Genomic DNA, 20,643 nt, shown 5'->3' on the forward strand with positions numbered 1-20,643 from the left:
CGCCATCGCCCCTCCGTCAGCGCTTCGCGCTGCCACCTCCCCATGGCTTCGCCACAGGGAGGATATATTTCCTACAGCTCGAGCCCCGCAAAGCTCGTCTGGTCGAACTTCAGCTTGAAGGTGACATAGGCGCCCGAGCGCGAGAAGCGCGCGTTTTCGAAGTCGCGGTCGTGAAATCCCGCGAAATTATAGCCGAAGGTGATGTTGGCGTTCTTCACCGGCGCCAGCGTTACCGTCGGACCGCCGACCCACGCGACGGTGTCGCCGCCGGTGCCGATGCGGGCGGTCCCCGAGGCGCCGACATCGACATTTTCGGTCAGGCTGAAGCGGACGTCGGCGCCGAGCAGGTTCGACCAGCCCTCGACATCGTCGGCGCCGAAGCGGTCGAAATTGTAGCGCATGCTCCAGAACAGGCCGATTTCGGCGCGTTCGTACCAATTCTTGCCGCTGCCAATCCCGCGGTTGCCGAGCGGGGTCCAGTTGATCGACAGGCTATTGAGCAGGCGACGGCTCGTCGCGTCGCCGTCTATCGTCAACGGAATGTCGCCGACGGGGCCGACCTGACCCGCAATGGCATCGCGAACCTTGTCCGAGCGGAACTCGCTCTTGTTGAGCCACGAAATTTGCGAGTCGGCGGGGCGATGCGCCCAGCTTGCCTCGAAGGTGATGACTTCGGTCGTCGGGGTCGAGCCGCTGCCGCTGGCCTTCGCATAGGTGAAGAGCGCGCCGAGTGCCTGGCCCTCGCCGAACTGGCGGAGGCCGCCGAGCGTCAGGCCATAGCGGTTGGCCAGCTCGCCATCGCGATATTCGGCGCGGCCGGTGATCGTCCAGCGCTGCGTGCGATACGTCGCCCCCGCGCTGATCGCGGTGAAATCCTCGGCCAGCGTGCCGTTATCGCCCAGGAAGCCGCCCGAGGCGGCGGGCTGGTCGACGTTGAGCACGTCGCTGGCGCGGATGCCGCCGATGGTGCGGTTGCCGTCGAGCGAGAGGTCGACCGACCAATGCTCGTCGAGCTTCAGCGACTGCGATAGGCCATAGGCGGCGAAGCTGCGCGGGCCATATTCGCCGATTTCCTGCTGGTTCGCAGTCGCGAGCAGACGTGCGCCGGCCCACGGCGCAAGGTCGAAGCCGATGCGCGCGGTGCGGGCGCGCACCGTGTCGCCATCGGCGATTTCGTAACTGCCGACGAGGTTCACGTCGCGCGTCACCGCATAACGCGCACCGATGCGATGGCGGGTCGGAAAATCGACGCTCCCGTCCTCGCCGCCGAGCGCAAATTCGGTCTGGGCATCGAATTCGAGCTTTTTGTCGAACAATCGCTGCGTCGCGCCGAACTGGACGATGTTCGAGGTGTTGCGCGAGCCGTCCGACAGGCGGTCGTCGGCATGGGTCAGACCCGCGCGGAGGACCGTCGCGCCAGTATCATATTCGACGAGCGCTTTCGCGGCGCGGCGGCGTGCATCGACGTCGAGATAATCTTCCTGCCAGGCGCTTCCGGTCGCCGACAGATTGCGCGTCGCCTTCAGGCGGGCGTCGAAGCCGAATTTGCGCGTGCCGTCCTCGCCGCTGTTGAGCTGACCCGTACCGAAACCCGCTTCGCGCTCGCGGACATAGGCGAGGAAGTCGGCGTTGCGGCTGTGATGTTCGGCCTCGATCAGCCACGCCTTCGCGGTCCCGGCCGCGGCGACGCTGCTGCCGTTCCTCGCCTTGGCGTCGCTCACCGCATATTCGGCGCGCACTTCGGTATCGACGTTCGGGCGATAGCGAGCATCGACTCCGCCGAGGTTGGTTTTGGTGCTGTTGTCCTCATCGTGGATGAAGGTGGCGCCGACGCGCAGCTTTTCGTCGTTTGACTGGTAACTGACCCGGCCGCCGCCGTTGAGCACGCGCTCGCCGACGCCGTCCACTTCATATTCGGCGACGATGAACTGCGGATCGAGGTTCGACGAACGGCTGAGCACCGGCGAGCGGAAGCGGATCGTGCCGGCGAGATAGTCGATGTCATAGTCGATGTTACGCGTCAGGCTGACGCTCTCGACGATCCGCTCGCTGTGCAGGCGGTCGCGCGTTTCGATGACGATGCGTTCGCTGTTCGGCAGGATGTCGCGCGCACCGAGCTGGTAGGGGCCGGTCAGGCCATTGCCCTGGATTTCGTCGCGGCGGAAGCGGTATGGCGTGTCGGCAATGAAAGCCGTCGCCGCGAGGTTCCTGCCGCGATACTCGGCCTTGCCGCCATTGAGCGCGCGCTGATAGCGGGCGAGCTCGGGTTCGGAGATCCCCGTCTCGATATCGCCGAACATCGCATAGAATTGCGGGCGTTCGAGGCGCAGGTAGAGCTTGCGCACCGACGCGGCGTCGTAGCGCGTTTCGTTGCGGTCGGCATAGATGGTGTAATAGGCGCGCGGGTCGATCATGCCGCCAAAGCGGGCGTCGTCCTGATCCTTGTCGCTGTCATACGCCAGCGTCATCAGCCATTTGCCGCGCACGCGGCCCTTCGCATAGAGCGCAAGGCGGGCGTCGGCATTGATATCGTCGAGCGCCTCGGCGACGGGCTCCATGCGGTCGTCGAGCGTGTTATAGCCGAGCGTTCCTGCCGCGAAGCCGACGACGGTCCATGGCCGATTGCCCGGATCGAGCCAGGTTTCGATCGTTTGCTTGCGCGTCACCTTGTCGTCGCGGAAACTGAAATCCATCGTCAGCGTGCCCGACGCCGTCGTCGGCTCGAGCTCGATATAGGCGATGCCGTCATCGCCATCGATGCGCCAGACGGGCTGCGCGCGTTCGAGACCGGCGAGTTGCCGCGCCTGCTGTGCATCGGCTTCGACCGCGGGATAATAGGGGGCAGGGACGCTGAAATCGCCGGTCAAGCCCGAACGGACCGGTTTGCCGTCGCGGTCGGTCAGGCGCACCGCGATCACCGGGCGCGTCACGCCGTCGGCGATCAGTACCGACTTTTCGCGGATCAGCGTCGCGCGCATCGCGGTGATCGAATAATGGACGCTGCGTTCGAGCGTTTCGAGCACCGCGCCATTTTCATCCGTCACCTGCGCGACGAGTCTGTTTTCGCCTTCGCGGATCTCGACGGCGCGCCAAAGGCTGACCGCGACCAGCCCGTCGGCCGACTTGCTCGTGCCTTCGAAGGTGAGCGGATCGACGGGTTTGCCGTTGATCGTCAGTGTCACCTTCTGGCCCGTTGCGTGCTTGATCGCGGCGCGGATCGACTTGGTACGCGGATTATGGCCGGCTTCGGGGAAGAGCCAGCCGATGCCCGGCGCCTGCCCCTCAAGCCAATTGCGGTTCGCGCCCGCGGCCTCAGGGTCGCCGACCGGCTTGGGCGCTTCGAAGGCCGCGGTTTTCGGCGCTGCTCGCGGGGCGACCGCAATGGCGCGGAAGTCGGCGCGCTTCAGCGAGCCCCCGCGACCCTCGACGAAGCGCGAGATCGCGCTGCCCGCGCTGGCGGTCGAACGCGCGCAATCGATGGTCTCGCGGTCGAGCGGCAGGGTCGACGGATCGATCTGGACGACATGGAGCCCGGGACGGACGCCCTCGAAATGATAGCGGCCATCCTCGTCGGTGACGGTGTAACTGCCGTCCTGCAGCATCACGCGGACGCCCGCGACGCCCAGCGCCTTGGCAGGGTTCGCGCTGCAGCCGCCATCGGTGATGCGACCGATGATCGTCATGCGGTCGCCAAGCTGGTCGCGTTTGATCGCGATCGTCGCTTCGGCAATGTTGCTTTCGGTGCGCCGGTTGTCGACTGCGCTCGCGCGGTTGAGCGCGTTGCCGGGCTGGGCGGACACCGTCACTTCGGCGACATAGGTCAGCAGAATGGTCGCGTCGGGCGCGAGCGGGGGCAGGCTGACGGTGAAATCGCGGCCGTTGGCGTTCGTGACGGCGTCGATCCGTTGGCCGTTGGCGCGCACGGTACCGGGGCGCAGACGCATCCCGGCGGGCAGTGCGTCGCTGACGGTGACCGAGCCGGTCGAGCGGCGCGCGTCGCGGTTGGAGACTTCGATGCGATATTGCACCACGTCGCCGGGCACGGCGGTCTGCGTCGAGGTCGTCTTGCGCAGGATCAGCGGCAGGCCTGGCCGATCGACGGGCACATCCACGCGAACAGGCGCGGGGCTGTCGAGCGTGAAGGCGCGGCTGTAGCTCGCATCGGTGATGGTGAAGGGCAGGCCGTCGTCGGGACGACGCAGCGCCGCGAGATCTGCGGGGCTTGAAGCCGACGGTGCGGTGTAGGGCGCGGGGGGTTCCACGACAAGGCGATAGGTGCCGGGTGCGACGAACGGAAAGCGGTAGTCGCCGGGCGGATAGCTGTAGAGTTTGCCGCTGCCGTCGGTGACGGTCTGACCCGTTACGACGGTCGAAGGGTAAGCCGATACGCCGTCGTCGCCGAACACCTGCGCGGGCTGGCCGGTCGCGGCGTTGACCAGCGTGACGCGGCTACCCGGGACCGCAGAACCATCGCCGCTGTCGAACACGATGCCGAAGGGGTCGACGAGGAAATCGATCGTCGCGGTGGCGACGAGGCTGGCGTTCGCCTGATCGGTGACGCGAAGCTGGAGCGGCGATCCTGGATTGACCGACAGGCGGCAGTCGCCCTGGACGACGGCGGGCGGCACACCGATCGTGTTGATGAAACCGGTGAATTCGCCGCTGTTCGATGCGGTCTCGGTAAGCGTGATCTGTTCGCGATCGCCGTTGGCAAGATCAAGGACGGCCGCCAGCGTATCGATCGCGTTTGGATCGATATTGGCCGAGGCGAGGGTGAGGCCGATCACCAGCACTTCACCGGCGCGAAACGCGTTGCTGCTCTGGAGCGAGGCTGGAGTCGTCGGGAGCCCGGCATATACTCCCGACAACTGGATGAGGTTGCCGCTGCTGGCGGCCCCCAGATTCTGCACCGCGATGATCGAGCCCCCGCATTGCGTGGGACGCAGCGGCGCCGATTTGTCGCCGCCGTTTTCGAGCAGCCGATAGGTCTGGATCACCGGCTGTTCGGGCGGGGGTGACCGGACCGTCACGTCGACGCGGTTCGACAGCGTTTGACCCGCGCGACCATTGTCGGTCCAGTCGGCGGTGGCGGTATTGGAAATGACCTGCGCATGGGCCGCCGGCGCCGCGGGCAGCAGCGCTGCCGCGACCGCGGCGGTCACGAACGACAGATATTTCCGGTGGAACTGCATCGCTGGCCCCGGGGCGGGCAGCGGAAGCACGCCGAACGCCTTCCGCTGCCCCGCCGGATCAGTTGACCGTCGCGCGGAAGACGAGCGTGCGCGTGGCGCCCGCCGCGATCGTTGCGATCGTGCCCGACACGTTGGGCGCCGCGTAGCTGCCGCCGGCAGTGCCGTCGGCGTTGCAGGTGCTGCCCGTGACCGTGCCGTTCAGCAGGATGGTGCCCGCGTTGAACGTCAGCTGGCCCGGGACCGGGTCGGTGATCGCGACCGAAGTCGCCGCGGCGCTGCCGCTGTTCGCGACCGCGATGCAATATTCGACGACGGCGCCGGGGATCAGCTTCGGATTCGTCGTATTGTTGAACGGATCCGAAATGACGCGGCTGGTCTTGGTGACCGCCAGCGTCGCTGTCTGCACCGTATAGTCGTCGTTATCGCTATGCGACCCGTCGCGCGCGGTGTCGCCGGTGACGCCGGCCGTGTCGGCGAACACCGTGTCCTTGCCCGACGTGTTGGCACCCGTCGTCTCGGTGATCGCAGCGCCCTGTGTGCTCGCGGTGCCGCCCTCGCGCGCTGTCGCGCGGAGCGTGACCCCGGCGACCGCACTGTTGGCGAGACCCGTCGGAATGTCCGCGACGACAAACAAGGTCGCCGATGCATCGGCGGCGAGTTCGTCGACATAGGTGACGAGCGTGTCGGCTGCGTCCCAGCTGCCGACCGTGCCGCTGGTGCTGTCGCGATAGATTCGGACATTCGTCGCGTCGAACGTGTCGGTACCGCCGTGCGAGGCGGTGCCGCCGGTGATCTGCGACGCGACGAGCGCGAAGTCGAGCACCTCGTTCGAATTGTTGGTGAGCTGGAAGGTCGTCACCGCATTGGTCTGTCCCGGGACGACATTGGTCGTAACGGTCCCCACCTCGGCGACGGTCAGGTTGATCTTGCGGTCGACCGTGAACGTGTCCGAAGCGGTCTGCGCGCCCTGTGCGACACCCCCCACCTGGTAGTTGACGGTCGCGGTATTCGTTATCGAGGTTCCCGCGGTGGTCCCGGCCGCATAGGCCGGGCCGGCAGCGGCGCCGAACGCGACTGCCAGACCGATGGAACCCCAGTAAGTCAGCTTGCTGGTCATAGCTGAATTCCTAGGCTTTGCTGGTCGCCAAATTCCCCACCGCCGGCAACCGTTAAGCGGCTTACTTCAAAGGATTATTTGACGACCCCCCGAAACATGACCTTTCCGCTGCCCCCCGCCGGAATGGGTTTCTGGAACGCCCAGCGGATGTGCGTGACGTCGGCGGGTTGCGCCGGACGGCGGGTGCCATCGGGCTGGATGACCGAGAGCGTGTCGAGCGCACCCCATGCCTTGCCGCCGTCGACCGAGACGATCGGGCTGGCGTCGCCCGCTCCCGCGAAGCGCACCGCCGACGGCATCGGATTGGTGATGACGAACTTGTCGGCAGGCTCGCCGCCCGCGTTGCGATAATTCAGCACGAACACCAGCCGGTCGCCGGGAACGACGACCTTCGGTTCTTCGAGCAATACGCGCTGCTTGCCGCTCGCGTCGGTCGTGACGCGTTCGACGAAGACGCTGTTGTCGAGCGCGACCTGGTTGGCGGCCAAGGCCGGCGCCGGTGCAAGTGTCGCGAGCAGCAGGATAAGGAGCTTTCGCATCAGTTGATCCTCGTGCGGAAGGTGACGGTACGGGTCTGGCCGCCGGCAACGGTGCCGAGGCCGATGTGAATGCGGGTGCCGTTAAAGTCGCCCGCGTCGGCGTCGGCGGCGTCGGTCAACGGACTGCCGCCGAGCGTGATCGATCCCGCGACATAGGCAGTGTCGGCGGGAATATTGTCGTTGATCGCCAGTCCGCTGACCGATCCCGACCCGGCGACGGTGGCGGTGATCGTGTAGGTGATGATCGCGCCGGGAACCGGTTCGCTGCCGCCGAAGGGATCGACGATCGTCGCCGATTTGACGAGCGAGACGGTGGCGGCGGAAACGAGGAAATTGCCATTGTCCTGGCCATCTGCGCCGGTAGAGCCGACAATCGCATCGCCGCCGCCTTCGCCCAGGCCGGCAAAGGCTGTGCCGGGGGCGCCGGTCCCGGTCTTCGCCGCCGCGACGAGCGTGACGATGCCGCGATTGCCGTCGGCGACGCTCCCCGGGGTCGTCGCGAGGACGAAGACGGTCATCGTCGCGTCGGGCTGCAGCGCGCTTTCCGAACCCGCGACATAGAGGGTGTCGGTCCCGGCGTCATAGGTGCCGTTGTTGTTGGCATCGATGTAGATCTGGGCGACGACCGGATCATAGTCGTCGCCGCCGACATTCGCGATCGTGCCGAGCGCAAAGGCTTCGGGGCCGTTGCCGGTGTTCGTTACGCGGTAGGTCAGAACCTGGTTCGTCGCGCCGGGGGTCGTCGGGACGTCGGTTGCCTGGTCGGCGACCACGACGTCGAGCACCTCGTCGACGCGCATGTCGACGGTGTTCGAATTGATCGTCTGGTTCCCCGAGCCATTGTCGAAGCTGGCGCTGGCGGTGTTGCTGATGGTCGTGCCCGCGAGCGTGCCGGCTGCTTGCGCCGGCATGGGCGTCATCAGCGCCACGGCGAGCGCAACGGTTGAAGAGGGAAGAAGAAGCGTATGATGCCTCGCGCCCCCCACAGGCGCTTTCACCATGATCTTTGACTCCAAATGCTGGTCCTTGGCCCCCGGCATCGGCGAAAAAGTGTAATTTCTGGTTAAAATTTCGGTAGAAATCAGCATTCTGCTTCAAATGGGGACAGGCGAAGCGCGCGGTTTGCCGCAAATATGGCCGGGTGGCGCGGCGGCTGAAGCTCGCGTAAGAAGAAGCGGTTAACCGGGAGGCTCGAGGCGTGGCTGAAGACAGGGGGAGGGCGAAGGCGGAGTCGGCGCGCGATAGTACCCTGCGCCAGATCGAGGTCGACGATTTCCGGCGCGACCGGTTGCTCGCCGCGCTTGCGCTGATCCTCGGCGCCAGCTTCTGCCTGGGTTTTCCCTTTGCGCTTAAGGCGGGAGCCGAGTTTTTCCTGCCGCTCACCGCCGCGATCGTGGTGTCGATTGCGCTCGTCCCGCTGCTCGAATGGCTCGAGCGACGGGGGTTGCCGTCGGCGCTCGCCGCGTTTCTGGCGCTCGCGGGATTCGTGGCGCTGGTGAATGCGGCGCTGGCGATCATCGTGCTGCCTGCGACCGGCTGGTTCGCCCGCATTCCCGAATCGATCCCGCGCATCCAGAGCAATCTGGCGCCGCTGATCGATTTCTATTCGAGCCTGCAGAAGTTCGTCGACCGGACGCTGACGTCGGTCGCGACGGGGACCGAGGCGACCGCGCAGGCGGTCGCGGCGACCGCGCCGTCGTCGGTTGTCGACTATTTCATCTCCGCAGCGCCATCGGCGGCGATCCAGCTGTTCTTCGCCGTGCTGGTGATTTTCTTCTTCCTGTCGGGATGGACGCGGCTGCGGCGCGCGACGATTCGCCGCCGCGGCAGCTTCGACGGCGCGATGCAGACCGCGCGAGTGATCCAGAATGTCGTCGATGCGACCGCCGATTATCTGGCGACGATCACGATGATCAACGCGATCCTGGGGCTTGTCGTCGCGTTGCTGCTCTGGGCGCTCGGTATGCCGTCGCCCTTCATGTGGGGCGGGATCGTCAGCATCTGCAATTTCGTGCCCTATCTGGGGCCGATCGTTGCGGCGGCGTTGCTGGGGCTCGGCGGTCTGATGACCTTCGATGCCGTGGGATTCGCGCTGCTGCCTGCCCTGCTCTTCATCGGCGTCCATCTGGTCGAGGCGAATCTCGTCACGCCGCTGGTGCTCGGCAAGCGGCTCACCATCAATCCGCTGCTGATTCTCGTGTCCTTGAGCTTCTGGGGGTGGGTGTGGGGTACGCCGGGGGCGCTGCTTGCGGTGCCGCTTCTGCTGATTCTGCAGACCATCCTGGCATCGACAGGAACGCCCGATCTGGCGGGTTTCCTGTTCGAACACGGCACGCTGACCACCGCCGAAGAGGTGCGCGACCGGTTAAATCGAAAAAAGGAGGATGGCGACGGTTGACAGGCCGGAGCGCGGCGCATATTGGCGCCTCTCCCAAGCACACGCGGGTGTAGCTCAGTTGGTTAGAGTGCCGGCCTGTCACGCCGGAGGTCGCGGGTTCGAGCCCCGTCACTCGCGCCATTTTCTGCCCTTTCGGGCGAAATGGCCACCGCAGCTTGGGACATTTCCAAAACGGAATTCATGGACTGGCGCGGCTTTTCAGCCGCGCCACCGTCCCAGTTCCATCCAGCGCAGCAGCGGTTTCAAGGGCAGCACCCAGATGATGCCTGCGACGAGATAAAAGGCCGCCTGGACGAGCATCGGCCACTCGCCGACCCAGGGCGACAGCGCGACGACGCACGTCGCCCAGATCGCGATCAGCAGCAGGATCAGGAACATGCCCGCCGGCTTGCGCCAGCTCGGCTGCGGGTCGGGAAGGGGCGGGGTCACAGACGGTCTCCGGTCACGATGAATTCCTGTTCGGTCAATATGGCGTCGAGCCGCGCGTCGGTCGGTTCGGTCGGAACAGCGTCAACTTCCTGCACCGACCAGGCGATTCCGATGCGCAGGATGCCGGGGTGGGCGGCGAAATAGCGGTCATAGTGCCCGCCCCCCTGTCCGAGCCGCCCTCCGGCGCGATCGAAACCGAGCAAGGGGCAGAAGATGAGGTCGGGGACGACGGTTTCGCCGCTTTCCTGAGGCTGTTCCGTGCCCCACGGCCCGGGCTCCAGTTTATCGCCCGGCCGCCAGGGGTGAAAGCTCATCGTGTCGACGCGTCCCGCGTGATGGGGCAGGGCGAGCATCCGGACGCCTGTTAACATCGGCAGAATGTCCGGCTCGTCGCGCCACGCACTATAGGCGGCGACGCAGCGAGCGGCGGCAGTCAAATCCGCAAGCGGAGCTGGCAGAACCCTGAAAGCAGCAAGCCGCGCCATCGGATCGAGATTCGCGGCAAAATGTTTGCAACGGAATCGAAGCTTGCCCCGCAATGCCTTCTTTTTGTGTGAAAGATCGTCGGATCGGTCTGTCATCGCCCTGATCCGGTCTTTCTGCCGCGCTCGGTGGGTGGGTGGCGGGACCACCATGGGTCGGTTGCCGGAAGATCCTCTGACGCCAGTAACGTCAGGTGGGGGCCATGTACGTCGGACCAGGGTCCGGGCAGGGACAGCTCCCGTGGATGATGTATCGCCTCAGGGATTTTCGCAACGGCTCGTGCCGGGCAGTTCCCGCCGCCTCCTATGTAGGGTGCGCGGCGCCGCGGCTCAAGGGATTTGCTCGACCTTTTCGGCCAGCGCCTCGATACGATCGGCGATCTGCAACAGCGCGCGGTCGTTGCCCGACGGGGTGTTGACGGCGTCAGCATTGGCTTTCTTGAGTGCGTTGAGCTCGCTGAGCGCCGATTTGAGCTCGTCGCGCGCCTGCGCCTCGCGGCTTTCGGCAAGCGCCACGGCGGCGCGGAGCGAGTCGGATTGGGGTTCGGCCTTGTCGGCCTTTCCCTTCGCCTCGATCGCCTCGTCGGCCAGCATCAGCGAAGCGAAGAGCAATTGGCGCGTTTCGGTGCCGCCGGGCATGGCGCGCACCTTTTCGTCGACGATCGCCGCCAGCCCGACAAGCTGCTGCTCCTGACCGTCCTCGCAATGCACGTCATAGATGCGCCCTGCGATGTTGAGCTTTACGTCACCCATGCTTCGCCTCCGATATCAGTCGGTCCAGTTCGCCGATCACGGCAACGACTTCGGCTTTCAGCGCCGATTGATCGTTCGCGGCGGGTTCGGGGGCGGGGCGGTTCGCGCGTTCGGTCAGCGCCTTTTCGATCCGGCTGAGCGCCCGTTCGATGCGGCCGATGGCGAGGCTGGATTCGTCGAGATCGAGTTCCATGTCGAAGGGTTAGCAGCGCCAACGGAGGGGTGCAATCGCCTCTCCGTACCGAAATGCGCGCTATTTTATGCCGCGGGCGGTTGACTCCTGCCCCTGCCGCCGCAAAGGGCTGTCCCCACCGAATCCCGTCATCTTCATATCCTGTCCCGGGGGACCCATGACATTGCCCGAACGCCAGCTCGCCAACGCTATCCGGGCGCTTGCGATGGATGCCGTACAGGCCGCGAACAGCGGTCATCCGGGGATGCCGATGGGCATGGCCGATGTCGCGACGGTCCTCTATTCGGACTATCTGAAGTTCGACCCGACCGATCCGAAATGGGCCGATCGTGACCGATTCGTCCTGTCGGCGGGCCATGGCTCGATGCTCGCTTACGCGACGCTTCATCTCGCGGGCTATGCGCATCCGACGATGGATGAGATCCGCAATTTTCGCCAGCTGAGCAGCCCGTGTGCGGGCCACCCGGAGAATTTCGAACTCGCGGGCGTCGAAACGACGACGGGGCCGCTGGGGCAGGGGCTGGCGACCGCGGTCGGCATGGCGATCGCCGAGCGGCATTTGAACGCGATCTATGGCGACGATCTTGTCGATCATCGCACATGGGTGATCGCGGGCGACGGCTGCCTGATGGAAGGCATAAACCACGAAGCCATTGGTTTAGCTGGACATTTGCAGCTTGGGCGGCTGATCGTGCTGTGGGATGACAACATGATCACGATCGATGGCGCGACCGACCTGTCGACGAGCGAGGATGTCAAAGCACGCTATGCCGCCACCGGTTGGCACGTCGACAGCTGCGACGGGCACGATCCGGCCGATATCCGCCGCGCGATCGACGGTGCGCTGGCCGACAATCGGCCGTCGCTGATCGCGTGCAAGACGCTGATCGGCTTCGGGGCGCCGAACAAGCAGGGCACCTCGGCGACGCACGGTTCGCCGCTGGGCGCCGACGAGGTTGCCGCTGCCCGCGCGACGCTGGGCTGGACGGCCGAGCCGTTCGTCATTCCGGCCGATGTCGCGGCGGCATGGGCGGGATTTGGCGAGAAGGGCAAGAAACTTCATGCCGAATGGAATAATCGCCTTGCAAACAGCGAAAAGAAAAAGGAATTCGAGGATCGCCTGAGCGGCAAAATCGCGCCGGGCGATACGTTCAAAGCCTATCTCGACGGGCTGGTCGACGAGCCGCCGAAGGTCGCGACGCGCAAGGCGTCGGAGAATGCGTTGACCGCGCTGACCGCCGATATCGCGTCGCTCGTCGGCGGCAGCGCCGACCTCACCGGTTCGAACAACACCAAAACCGCGTCGACCAAGCCGCTGACCAGGAATGATTATGCGGGCCGCTATATCTATTACGGCATCCGCGAGTTCGGCATGGCGGCGGCGATGAACGGCATGGCTCTCCACGGCGGCGTCGTGCCCTATGGCGGCACCTTTCTGGTCTTCGCCGACTACTGCCGCGCGGCGATCCGCCTGTCGGCGTTGCAGAGGCAGCGCGTCGTCTATGTGATGACGCATGACAGCATCGGCCTTGGCGAGGATGGTCCGACGCACCAGCCGATCGAACATCTCCAGTCGCTACGCGCGATGCCCAACCTGCTCGTCATGCGTCCCGCCGACGCGGTCGAGACCGCCGAATGCTGGGCAATCGCGCTGGCACAGGAAGAGCGGCCGTCGCTGCTTGCGCTGACTCGCCAGAATCTTCCTGCGCTGCGTCATGACGTCACGGAAAATCTGTGCGTCAAAGGCGGTTACCGCCTGCGCGGAGCCTCGGCGGCGCGCAAGGTCGTCCTCGTCGCGACGGGCTCGGAAGTGTCGCTCGCGCTCGAAGTCGCCGACAGGCTGGAAGCCGCCGGGCAGGGCGCCGACGTTGTGTCGATGGTCTCGACCGAACTCTTCGACGAGCAGGATGGCGCCTACCGGGCCGATATCCTGCCCGACGATGCGCTGATCGTCTCGATCGAGGCCGGCACGACCTTCGGCTGGGAGCGCTACACCGGCCGCGATGGCCTCCGCTTCGGCATCGACAGCTTCGGCGCCTCGGCGCCGATCGAAGACCTATTCAGGCATTTCGGCCTTACCGCCGATTCTATCGCACCCCAGATCCTGGCACGGCTCGGCGCGTAAGACCCAAGCCTCCACACGCAGAAAGGACTCCTCGACATGGCAGTGAAAGTCGCAATCAACGGTTTCGGACGCATTGGCCGCAACGTGGCGCGCGCCATTCTGGAACGGACCGACCACGACCTCGAACTCGTGTCGATCAACGACCTTGGCGATGCCAAGGCGAATGCCCGCTTGCTTCGCCATGACTCGGTGCATGGGCCGTTCAACGGCAGCGTCGAAGTCGACGGCAACGACCTCATCATCAACGGCAAGCGCATCCAGGTGACCGCAGAGCGCGATCCGGCCGCGCTGCCGCACGCCGCGAACGGCATCGACATCGTGATGGAATGCACCGGCTTCTTCACCGACAAGGCGGGCGGCCAGAAGCATCTGGATGCGGGCGCCAAGCGCGTCCTGATCTCGGCCCCCGCCAAGGAAGTCGACCTGACCGTCGTCTATGGCGTCAACGACGACAAGATCACCGCCGACCACCGGATCATCTCGAACGCGTCGTGCACGACCAACTGCCTCGCGCCCTTCGCCAAGGTTCTGCACGAGGCAATCGGCATCGAGCGCGGCTTGATGACCACCATCCACGCCTATACCAACGACCAGAAGATCCTCGACCAGATCCACAGCGACCCGCGCCGCGCCCGCGCCGCCGCGATGTCGATGATCCCGACCTCGACCGGCGCCGCCGTGGCCGTCGGCCTGGTGCTGCCCGAACTCAAGGGCAAGCTCGACGGTTCGTCGATCCGCGTGCCGACCCCCAATGTCTCGGTCGTCGACCTGACCTTCACGCCGCTCCGCGACACGACGAAGGAAGAGGTGAATGCCGTGCTCAAGGCGGCCGCCGAAGGCCCGCTGAAGGGCGTGCTCGGCTATACCGACGAGCCGCTGGTTTCGATCGACTTCAACCATAATGCCGCGAGCTCGACCATCGACAGCCTTGAAACCGCGGTCATCGACGGCAAGCTGGTGCGCGTGCTGAGCTGGTACGACAATGAATGGGGCTTCTCGAACCGCATGGTCGATACCGCGGGCGTGATCGCCAGGTTTCTGTAATTCGATATTCTGATGTTCCCCCGCGAAAGCGGGGGGCCATCTTCGACCATATCGAAATCGCGCGAACCGCAGCGGGCAACGAGAGCGCAGGAGATGGCCCTCCGCCTTCGCGGGGGAGCATTTCAGGATTGGAGCGAGGAAAAGTGGCGAATTTCAAGACCCTCGACGATATCGGCGACGTCACCGGCAAGCGCGTGCTCGTCCGCGTCGACCTCAATGTCCCGATGATCGACGGCGCGGTCAGCGACTCGACGCGGATTCAGGCGGCGATGCCGACGATCCGCGAGCTTTCGGACAAGGGCGCGATCGTCCTGCTGCTCGCCCATTTCGGGCGACCCAAGGGCGCGAAAAACCCGACGCAATCCCTGAGCCTCGTCATGGGCGGGGTCGAGGATGTGCTCGGCCATTCGGTGATGTTCATCCCCGAAGCCGTCGGCGAGGGCGCGAAGGCAGGCGTTGCCGTCCTGGCGCCGGGCGACGTTGCGGTGCTCGAGAATAGCCGCTTTTATCCGGGCGAGGAAAAGAACGATCCGGCCTTTGCCGATGCGCTCGCCGAAATTGGCGACCTTTATGTCAACGACGCCTTTTCGGCGGCGCACCGCGCGCATGGCTCGACCGAGGGCATTGCGCACCGGCTGCCCGCCTATGCCGGCCGCGCGATGGAGGCCGAACTGAAGGCGCTCGACGCGGCGCTCGGCAATCCGGCGCATCCGGTCGCGGCGGTCGTCGGCGGCGCGAAAGTGTCGAGCAAGATCGAAGTGCTGCGCAACCTGGTCGGCAAGGTCGACCATCTGATCATCGGCGGCGGCATGGCGAATACCTTCCTGGCCGCGCGCGGGGTCGATGTGGGCAAGTCGCTGTGCGAGCATGACCTTGTCGATACCGCCAACGCCATCTTCGACAGCGCCGACGCCGCGGGCTGCACGATCCATCTTCCCTATGATGTCGTGGTGTCGAAGGAATTCGCGCCCAATCCGCCGACGCGTACCGTCAACGTCCATGAAGTCGCGGTCGACGAGATGATCCTCGACGTCGGCCCCGCCGCGGTCGAGGCGCTTGCGGACGTGCTCAAGAACTGCCGTACGCTCGTCTGGAACGGCCCGCTCGGCGCGTTCGAGACGCCGCCGTTCGACACCGCGACCGTCGCGCTCGCCAGGACCGCGGCGGCGCTGACCCGCGAAGGTTCGCTGATCTCGGTCGCGGGTGGCGGCGATACCGTTGCGGCGCTGAACCATGCCGGCGTCGCCGATGATTTCTCTTTCGTCTCGACCGCGGGCGGTGCCTTCCTCGAATGGATGGAAGGCAAGCCGCTGCCGGGCGTCGACGCGCTCAAAATCTAGTTTATCGTCGCATTGGCTTCCCCGGCGCGGGAAGCCATGCGCGCCACCGCATACCTATGCAAAGTCACGGAGAGTTTATGACGACCGCCAATGCCGAGATGCTGGAACAGATCAAATCGGGGCAGGGCTTTATCGCCGCGCTCGACCAGAGCGGCGGCTCGACGCCCAAGGCGCTCAAGGGATACGGCATAGAGGAAAATGCCTATTCGAACGACGAGGAGATGTTCGCGCTGATCCACGACATGCGCAGCCGCATCGTCACCGCGCCCTGTTTCAACGGCAAGAAGGTGATCGGTGCGATCCTGTTCGAGCGCACGATGGACGGCGAGGCGGGCGGCAAGCCGGTTCCGGCGCTGTTGTGGGAGCGCGGCGTGGTGCCGTTCCTGAAAGTCGACAAGGGACTTGAGGACGAGGCCGACGGCGTCCAGCTGATGAAGCCCAATCCGGGTCTCGATGTGCTGTGCGAACGTGCGGTCGCCAAAGGCGTTTTCGGCACCAAGATGCGCAGCGTCATCAATCTTGCCAACCCCGCCGGGATCAAGGCGATCGTCGCGCAGCAGTTCGCCGAGGCGGCGCGAATCGCGGCGCATGGGCTGGTTCCGATCATCGAGCCCGAAGTGAACATCAAGAGCGCCGAGCGCGACGCCGCCGATCGCCTGTTGCTCGAGGAGACGCTGGCCGCGCTCGACGCCTGGACCGGCGCGCCGGTGATGCTCAAGCTGTCGCTGCCGACCGAGGCGGGGCTGTTCCAGCCGCTGGTCGATCATCCCAAGGTGCTGCGCGTCGTCGCGCTGTCGGGTGGCTTCGCGCGCCCCGAGGCGTGCGTCGAGCTGGCGAAGAATCCGGGCATCATCGCGAGCTTCAGCCGCGCGCTGCTCGAAGACCTGCGCCATCAGATGAGCGACGAGGAATTCAATGCGTCGCTGGGCGGCGCGATCGACGAAATTCACGCGGCCTCGGTGGCCTGATGTGATGGGAGAGGGGTGGCAAGCCGTCGACGAGTATATTGCCGGCAAACTGCTCGGCGCCGACGATGCGCTTGCCGCCACCCTCGCCAACAACGAGAAACAGGGCCTGCCGCCGATCGACGTGTCGCCGCCGCAGGGAAAGATGCTGTTCCTGCTCGCGCAGATGGCGGGCGCAAGGCGCATTCTCGAAATCGGGACGCTTGGCGGCTATTCGACGATCTGGCTGGCGCGGGCGCTGCCCGAGGGCGGCTTGCTGGTGACGCTGGAGATCGATCGCAGGCACGCCCGCGTTGCCGCCGAAAATGTCGAGCGCGCCGGGCTCGGCGACCGGGTTGATATCCGTGTCGGGTCGGCGAAGGACAGCCTCGCCGCGATGGCGCCGGGCGAGCCGTTCGATTTCATTTTCATCGATGCCGACAAGCAGGGCAATGCCCATTATGTGACCGAGGCGATCCGGCTCGGGCGCAGCGGCACGACGATCGTCGTCGACAATGTCGTGCGCGAGGGCGGGGTTCTCGACGCGAACAGCGGCGATCCGCGGATCGCCGGCACGCGCGCGTTGTTCGAGATACTGCACGGCGATTCGCGCCTCGACGCGACCGCGGTGCAGACGGTCGGATCGAAGGGGTGGGACGGCTTCGTGCTGGCGCGGGTGCTCTAGAGGCCGCCGGCGAAGCGGAAGCTGAACCGATAGTCGCCGGGTTTGATTGTTGCGTCGGTGCGCTTCTCGGGCCGGACCGATTCGAGCGTGAACCGGCCATCGGCAAGCTGGACCGGCTCGCCCAGCGTCGCCTCGAACGGCTGTTTCTCGCCATTGCCGCGAATCCACACCATCTGCACCTTCACGCGGCCCGCCCAGATGCAGCGCGCGTTCATCGGGCAGCGGCTGTCCTCCAGCACCGCGACCGGCTGAACCAGCGGGCCGTCGACATAGGCGCGCTGGCCGAGCGCGACGTCGCTGCCGTCGGCAAGCGGCGCATCGCGGCCCGTCGTGGCGCAGGCCGAAAGCGCGAGAAGGGCGGCGAGGGCCGGGGCGGCGATGCGGGTCATGTTCTGCATTTGCCCGCGTCTGGCGCCATCGCTATGAACCCGCCATGACCACGACTTGCCAGCTTTACCTGATCTCGCCGCTCGACGTCGGCGGCGACTTTCCCGACCGGCTCGAAGCCGCGCTGTCCGCCGCGCCGGTCGCGGCGTTCCAATTTCGCGTCAAGGGTCTCGACCAGCATGAGGCGGCGCGGCTTGCGGCGCCGTTGCAGGCGATCTGCGCGGCAAAGGATGTCGCCTTCATCGTCAACGACGATATGGCGCTCGCGAAGCGACTCAAGGCCGATGGCGTGCATCTGGGGCAGGGCGACGGCGATCCGAAAGCGGCGCGGAGCCTGCTCGGCCCCGGCGCGCAGATCGGTGTGACCTGTCACGCGAGCCGTCACCTCGCGATGGAAGCGGGAGAGGCGGGCGCCGACTATGTCGCGTTCGGCGCCTTTTTCCCGACGACGACCAAGGAGGTCGAGCACCGCGCCGACCCCGAGATCCTGACCTGGTGGCAGGGCTTGTTCGAACTGCCGTGCGTCGCGATCGGCGGGATCACGCCCGACAACGCGAAGCTGCTGGTCGATGCGGGCGCCGATTTTCTCGCGGTGTCGGGGGCGGTCTGGAACCATCCGGAGGGGCCGGCAGCGGCGGTGAGAGCCTTTGCCGCGATTCTCGAAAATCAGCCGGCCGGATAGTCGCGGCCCGGCGATTTTTCCGCCTTGCCCTCGCGCGGCGGCGCGCCGTCCTTGCGCCAGCCGAACAGTCCCGCGCAGGGGGCGGGGCGCTTTGGCAGCTTGGCCGCGCTGGCACGGGACGGCTGGTCGGGGAGATCCACGTTCATCATGAAGCGCCTTTTGCGCCGAGGCGGCGGAAAGGGATTGGATCGATACGTCAAATCATCGTCGGTTCATCGGTTTTTTGCTTGTGTGGGTCGCCAAGTCACCGCAACACGGCGCCCTTGAATAGGCGGAAGGACGATTATGAACCGCGATGGCACAGCGATGCGCGAACTGACTTTACGGGCTGTCCTGCTGGGTGGGTTGCTGACTTTGATGTTCACCGCGGCGAACGTCTATCTGGGTCTCAAGGTCGGGCTGACCTTTGCGACATCGATTCCCGCCGCCGTGATTTCGATGGCGCTGCTGCGCTTCATGTCGGGATCGACGATCCTCGAGAATAATATCGTCCAGACGATCGCGAGCGCCGCGGGCACGTTGGCGGCGATCATCTTCGTGCTGCCGGGGCTGATCATGGTCGGTTACTGGCAGGGTTTCCCGATGATCGAGACGACCGCCATCACGATGCTCGGCGGGATCCTCGGCGTGCTCTTTTCGGTGCCGCTGCGCCGCGCGCTGGTGGTCGAGGCCGATCTCCCCTATCCCGAAGGCCGCGCGGCGGCGGAGGTTCTGCATGTCGGCGCGGCGAGCGCCGAGGGCGCGGCCGAGAACAAGGCGGGGCTGTCGGCGCTGCTGTGGAACAGCGTCGTCGCCGCAGCCTTTACCCTGCTCACCCAGATGAAGCTTGCCGCGGCCGAGGTGTCGCGCTGGTTCAATGTCGGGGCTGGCGCGACCGGCGTGGCGGGCGGGCTCAGCTTCGCGCTGTTCGGCGTCGGCCACCTTGTCGGCCTGTCGGTCGGTCTTGCGCAGCTCGTCGGCATGGTCACCGGCTGGTGGATCCTGCTGCCGATCCTGACGCAGGGCGCGAGCGGCGCCGATGTCGAGGCGATTGCGAACGACGTGTTCCGTGCCGACGTCCGATTCTTCGGGGCCGGCGTGATTGCGGTCGCGGCGATCTGGACGCTGCTCAAGATCGCCGGGCCGGTGATCGGCGGCATCCGGTCGGCGATGGCGGCGAGCAGGGCGCGCACCGCCGGCGAGGCGCTGGCGGTCGGCGAGCGCGACATTCCGATCGGCTGGGTGTTCGGCGGTTCGCTGCTGACCTTGCTGCCGATCGCCTGGCTGCTCTGGTCGGTGCTTGCGGGCGGACCGCTGGCGGGTTCGGCAGCGATTCTTGTCGTCGGCGCCCTGGTGTTCGTGATCGTGATCGGGCTGATGATCGCGTCGGTCACCGGCTATATGGCGGGCCTGATCGGGGCGTCGAACTCGCCCGTGTCCGGGATCGGCATCCTCGCGATCATCGCGTCGTCGCTGCTGCTCGTCGGCCTGCTCGGGCGCGGCGGGAGCGCGGACGCGAGCGCGGCGATGGTCGCCTATGCGCTGATCGTCACCGGCGTCGTCTTTGGCATCGCGACGATCTCGAACGACAATTTGCAGGATCTGAAGACCGGCCAGCTCGTCGGCGCAACGCCGTGGAAGCAGCAGGTCGCGTTGATGATCGGTGTCTTTTTCGGCTCGCTCGTCGTGCCGCCGGTGCTCAACGTGCTCAACGAGACGCTGGGCTTCGTCGGGGTGCCGGGGGCAGGGCCGAATGCGCTGGCGGCGCCGCAGGCCGGGCTGATCTCGTCGCTCGCCAAGGGCGTGCTTGGCGGCGACCTCAACTGGACGATGCTGGGCTACGGCGTGCTTGCCGGCATCGGTTTCATCCTCGTCGACGAACTGCTGGGCCGTGCGCGCAAGCTGCGCCTGCCGCCGCTCGCGATCGGGATCGGCATCTATCTGCCGATGACGGTGATCCTGCCCGTCGTGATCGGCGCGATCGGCGGCTGGTTCTACGACCGCTGGGCCGAGCGCCGCGCCAACCCCGAATTTGCGCATCGCATGGGCGTGCTGACCGCGACGGGGATGATCGTCGGCGAGAGCCTGTTCGGCGTTTTCTACGCCGGCCTCGTCTATGCCACTGACAGCGACGCGCCGCTCGCGGTGGTCGGCGACGGATTCCATGTCCCGTCGATCTTCGTCGGCCTCGGCCTGTTCGTCGTCCTCGTGGCGATGAGCTATGCGCGGACGCGCAAGGCCGTCGCGACGACCGCGTGACGCACGCGCCGCTTGCCCTTCGCGCGCCACGCGGCTAAGGGCGCGCTCCTGTGACCGGCGCAGGCGATGCGCCGGCGGCTCTTTCCATCCTTGAA

At 66.0% G+C, this 20,643-nt stretch carries 18 protein-coding genes and 1 tRNA gene; 9 read left to right on the top strand and 10 right to left on the bottom strand.

Going from position 1 to position 20,643, the window contains the following annotated elements; genetic code table 11:
• Positions 1-71: 71 nt before the first annotated feature.
• The 4 genes from J1N50_RS15655 to J1N50_RS15670 form a co-directional block, all read right to left on the bottom strand.
• Positions 72-5,222, bottom strand: coding sequence for a hypothetical protein (locus J1N50_RS15655; RefSeq protein WP_343227898.1), 5,151 nt, complete (start codon positions 5,220-5,222; stop codon positions 72-74).
• Between the two features lie 28 nt (positions 5,223-5,250).
• The gene (locus tag J1N50_RS15660; protein ID WP_215355393.1) at positions 5,251-6,309 is read right to left on the bottom strand and encodes a DUF11 domain-containing protein; all 1,059 of its coding nucleotides are present in this window, start codon (positions 6,307-6,309) and stop codon (positions 5,251-5,253) included.
• Between the two features lie 74 nt (positions 6,310-6,383).
• On the bottom strand, positions 6,384-6,848 hold the full coding sequence (locus J1N50_RS15665; RefSeq protein ID WP_215355395.1) for a hypothetical protein: 465 nt from the start codon (positions 6,846-6,848) through the stop codon (positions 6,384-6,386).
• Positions 6,848-7,759 (bottom strand): hypothetical protein, encoded by a 912-nt coding sequence (locus J1N50_RS15670; RefSeq protein ID WP_246553633.1) that lies wholly within the window; start codon positions 7,757-7,759, stop codon positions 6,848-6,850. The genes J1N50_RS15665 and J1N50_RS15670 overlap by 1 nt, the downstream gene beginning before the upstream one ends.
• A 287-nt stretch (positions 7,760-8,046) precedes the next feature.
• Between J1N50_RS15670 and J1N50_RS15675 the strand changes: the two genes are divergently transcribed.
• Both J1N50_RS15675 and J1N50_RS15680 read left to right on the top strand, forming a co-directional pair.
• Complete coding sequence (locus tag J1N50_RS15675; RefSeq protein WP_343227899.1) at positions 8,047-9,246, top strand: AI-2E family transporter; 1,200 nt, start codon at positions 8,047-8,049, stop codon at positions 9,244-9,246.
• 43 nt (positions 9,247-9,289) lie between these two features.
• A tRNA-Asp gene (locus J1N50_RS15680) sits at positions 9,290-9,366 on the top strand.
• 78 nt (positions 9,367-9,444) lie between these two features.
• Here the strand turns inward: J1N50_RS15680 and J1N50_RS15685 are convergent.
• From J1N50_RS15685 to J1N50_RS15700, 4 genes are all read right to left on the bottom strand, one after another.
• A complete protein-coding gene (locus tag J1N50_RS15685) occupies positions 9,445-9,675 on the bottom strand; it encodes a DUF2842 domain-containing protein (protein WP_343227900.1) in 231 nt (76 codons plus the stop codon).
• Complete coding sequence (locus J1N50_RS15690; RefSeq protein WP_246553636.1) at positions 9,672-10,310, bottom strand: 5-formyltetrahydrofolate cyclo-ligase; 639 nt, start codon at positions 10,308-10,310, stop codon at positions 9,672-9,674. The genes J1N50_RS15685 and J1N50_RS15690 overlap by 4 nt, the downstream gene beginning before the upstream one ends.
• A gap of 177 nt (positions 10,311-10,487) precedes the next feature.
• Positions 10,488-10,910, bottom strand: a complete 423-nt coding sequence (locus J1N50_RS15695) for a cell division protein ZapA (protein ID WP_215355399.1) — start codon at positions 10,908-10,910, stop codon at positions 10,488-10,490.
• On the bottom strand, positions 10,903-11,103 hold the full coding sequence (locus J1N50_RS15700; protein WP_058456705.1) for a hypothetical protein: 201 nt from the start codon (positions 11,101-11,103) through the stop codon (positions 10,903-10,905). Before J1N50_RS15700 ends, J1N50_RS15695 begins: the two co-directional genes overlap by 8 nt.
• A 157-nt stretch (positions 11,104-11,260) precedes the next feature.
• On the opposite strand from J1N50_RS15700, the gene tkt reads away from it, so the two are divergent.
• The 5 genes from tkt (at position 11,261) to J1N50_RS15725 (ending at position 17,241) form a co-directional block, all read left to right on the top strand.
• Entirely contained in the window at positions 11,261-13,228 is a 1,968-nt protein-coding gene (gene tkt, locus J1N50_RS15705) for a transketolase (RefSeq protein WP_215355401.1), read from the top strand.
• Positions 13,229-13,264: 36 nt separating this feature from the next.
• Positions 13,265-14,272, top strand: a complete 1,008-nt coding sequence (gap, locus tag J1N50_RS15710; protein WP_215355403.1) for a type I glyceraldehyde-3-phosphate dehydrogenase — start codon at positions 13,265-13,267, stop codon at positions 14,270-14,272.
• 143 nt (positions 14,273-14,415) lie between these two features.
• A complete protein-coding gene (locus tag J1N50_RS15715) occupies positions 14,416-15,612 on the top strand; it encodes a phosphoglycerate kinase (RefSeq protein ID WP_215355405.1) in 1,197 nt (398 codons plus the stop codon).
• A 77-nt stretch (positions 15,613-15,689) separates the two neighbouring features.
• Positions 15,690-16,580 carry a fructose bisphosphate aldolase gene (locus J1N50_RS15720; RefSeq protein WP_425516952.1) on the top strand — a complete coding sequence of 297 codons (891 nt, stop codon included), beginning with the start codon at positions 15,690-15,692 and terminating at the stop codon, positions 16,578-16,580.
• Between the two features lie 4 nt (positions 16,581-16,584).
• The gene (locus J1N50_RS15725; RefSeq protein ID WP_215355407.1) at positions 16,585-17,241 is read left to right on the top strand and encodes an O-methyltransferase; all 657 of its coding nucleotides are present in this window, start codon (positions 16,585-16,587) and stop codon (positions 17,239-17,241) included.
• Here J1N50_RS15725 and J1N50_RS15730 read toward each other — a convergent pair.
• A complete protein-coding gene (locus J1N50_RS15730; protein ID WP_215355409.1) occupies positions 17,238-17,639 on the bottom strand; it encodes a hypothetical protein in 402 nt (133 codons plus the stop codon). The two genes, J1N50_RS15725 and J1N50_RS15730, sit on opposite strands and share 4 nt — an antisense overlap.
• Positions 17,640-17,674: 35 nt before the next feature.
• On the opposite strand from J1N50_RS15730, the gene thiE reads away from it, so the two are divergent.
• Positions 17,675-18,310, top strand: coding sequence for a thiamine phosphate synthase (gene thiE, locus J1N50_RS15735; RefSeq protein ID WP_215355411.1), 636 nt, complete (start codon positions 17,675-17,677; stop codon positions 18,308-18,310).
• Here the strand turns inward: thiE and J1N50_RS15740 are convergent.
• A complete protein-coding gene (locus tag J1N50_RS15740; RefSeq protein ID WP_215355413.1) occupies positions 18,295-18,456 on the bottom strand; it encodes a hypothetical protein in 162 nt (53 codons plus the stop codon). The two genes, thiE and J1N50_RS15740, sit on opposite strands and share 16 nt — an antisense overlap.
• A 139-nt stretch (positions 18,457-18,595) precedes the next feature.
• Here J1N50_RS15740 and J1N50_RS15745 point away from each other — a divergent pair, with 139 nt between their 5' ends.
• Positions 18,596-20,548, top strand: a complete 1,953-nt coding sequence (locus J1N50_RS15745) for an OPT family oligopeptide transporter (RefSeq protein ID WP_215355415.1) — start codon at positions 18,596-18,598, stop codon at positions 20,546-20,548.
• Positions 20,549-20,643 lie beyond the last annotated feature (95 nt).

Origin of the sequence: Sphingopyxis soli (assembly GCF_018682675.1) — a bacterium.
In the GTDB taxonomy this organism is placed as follows: Bacteria; Pseudomonadota; Alphaproteobacteria; order Sphingomonadales; family Sphingomonadaceae; genus Sphingopyxis; species Sphingopyxis soli.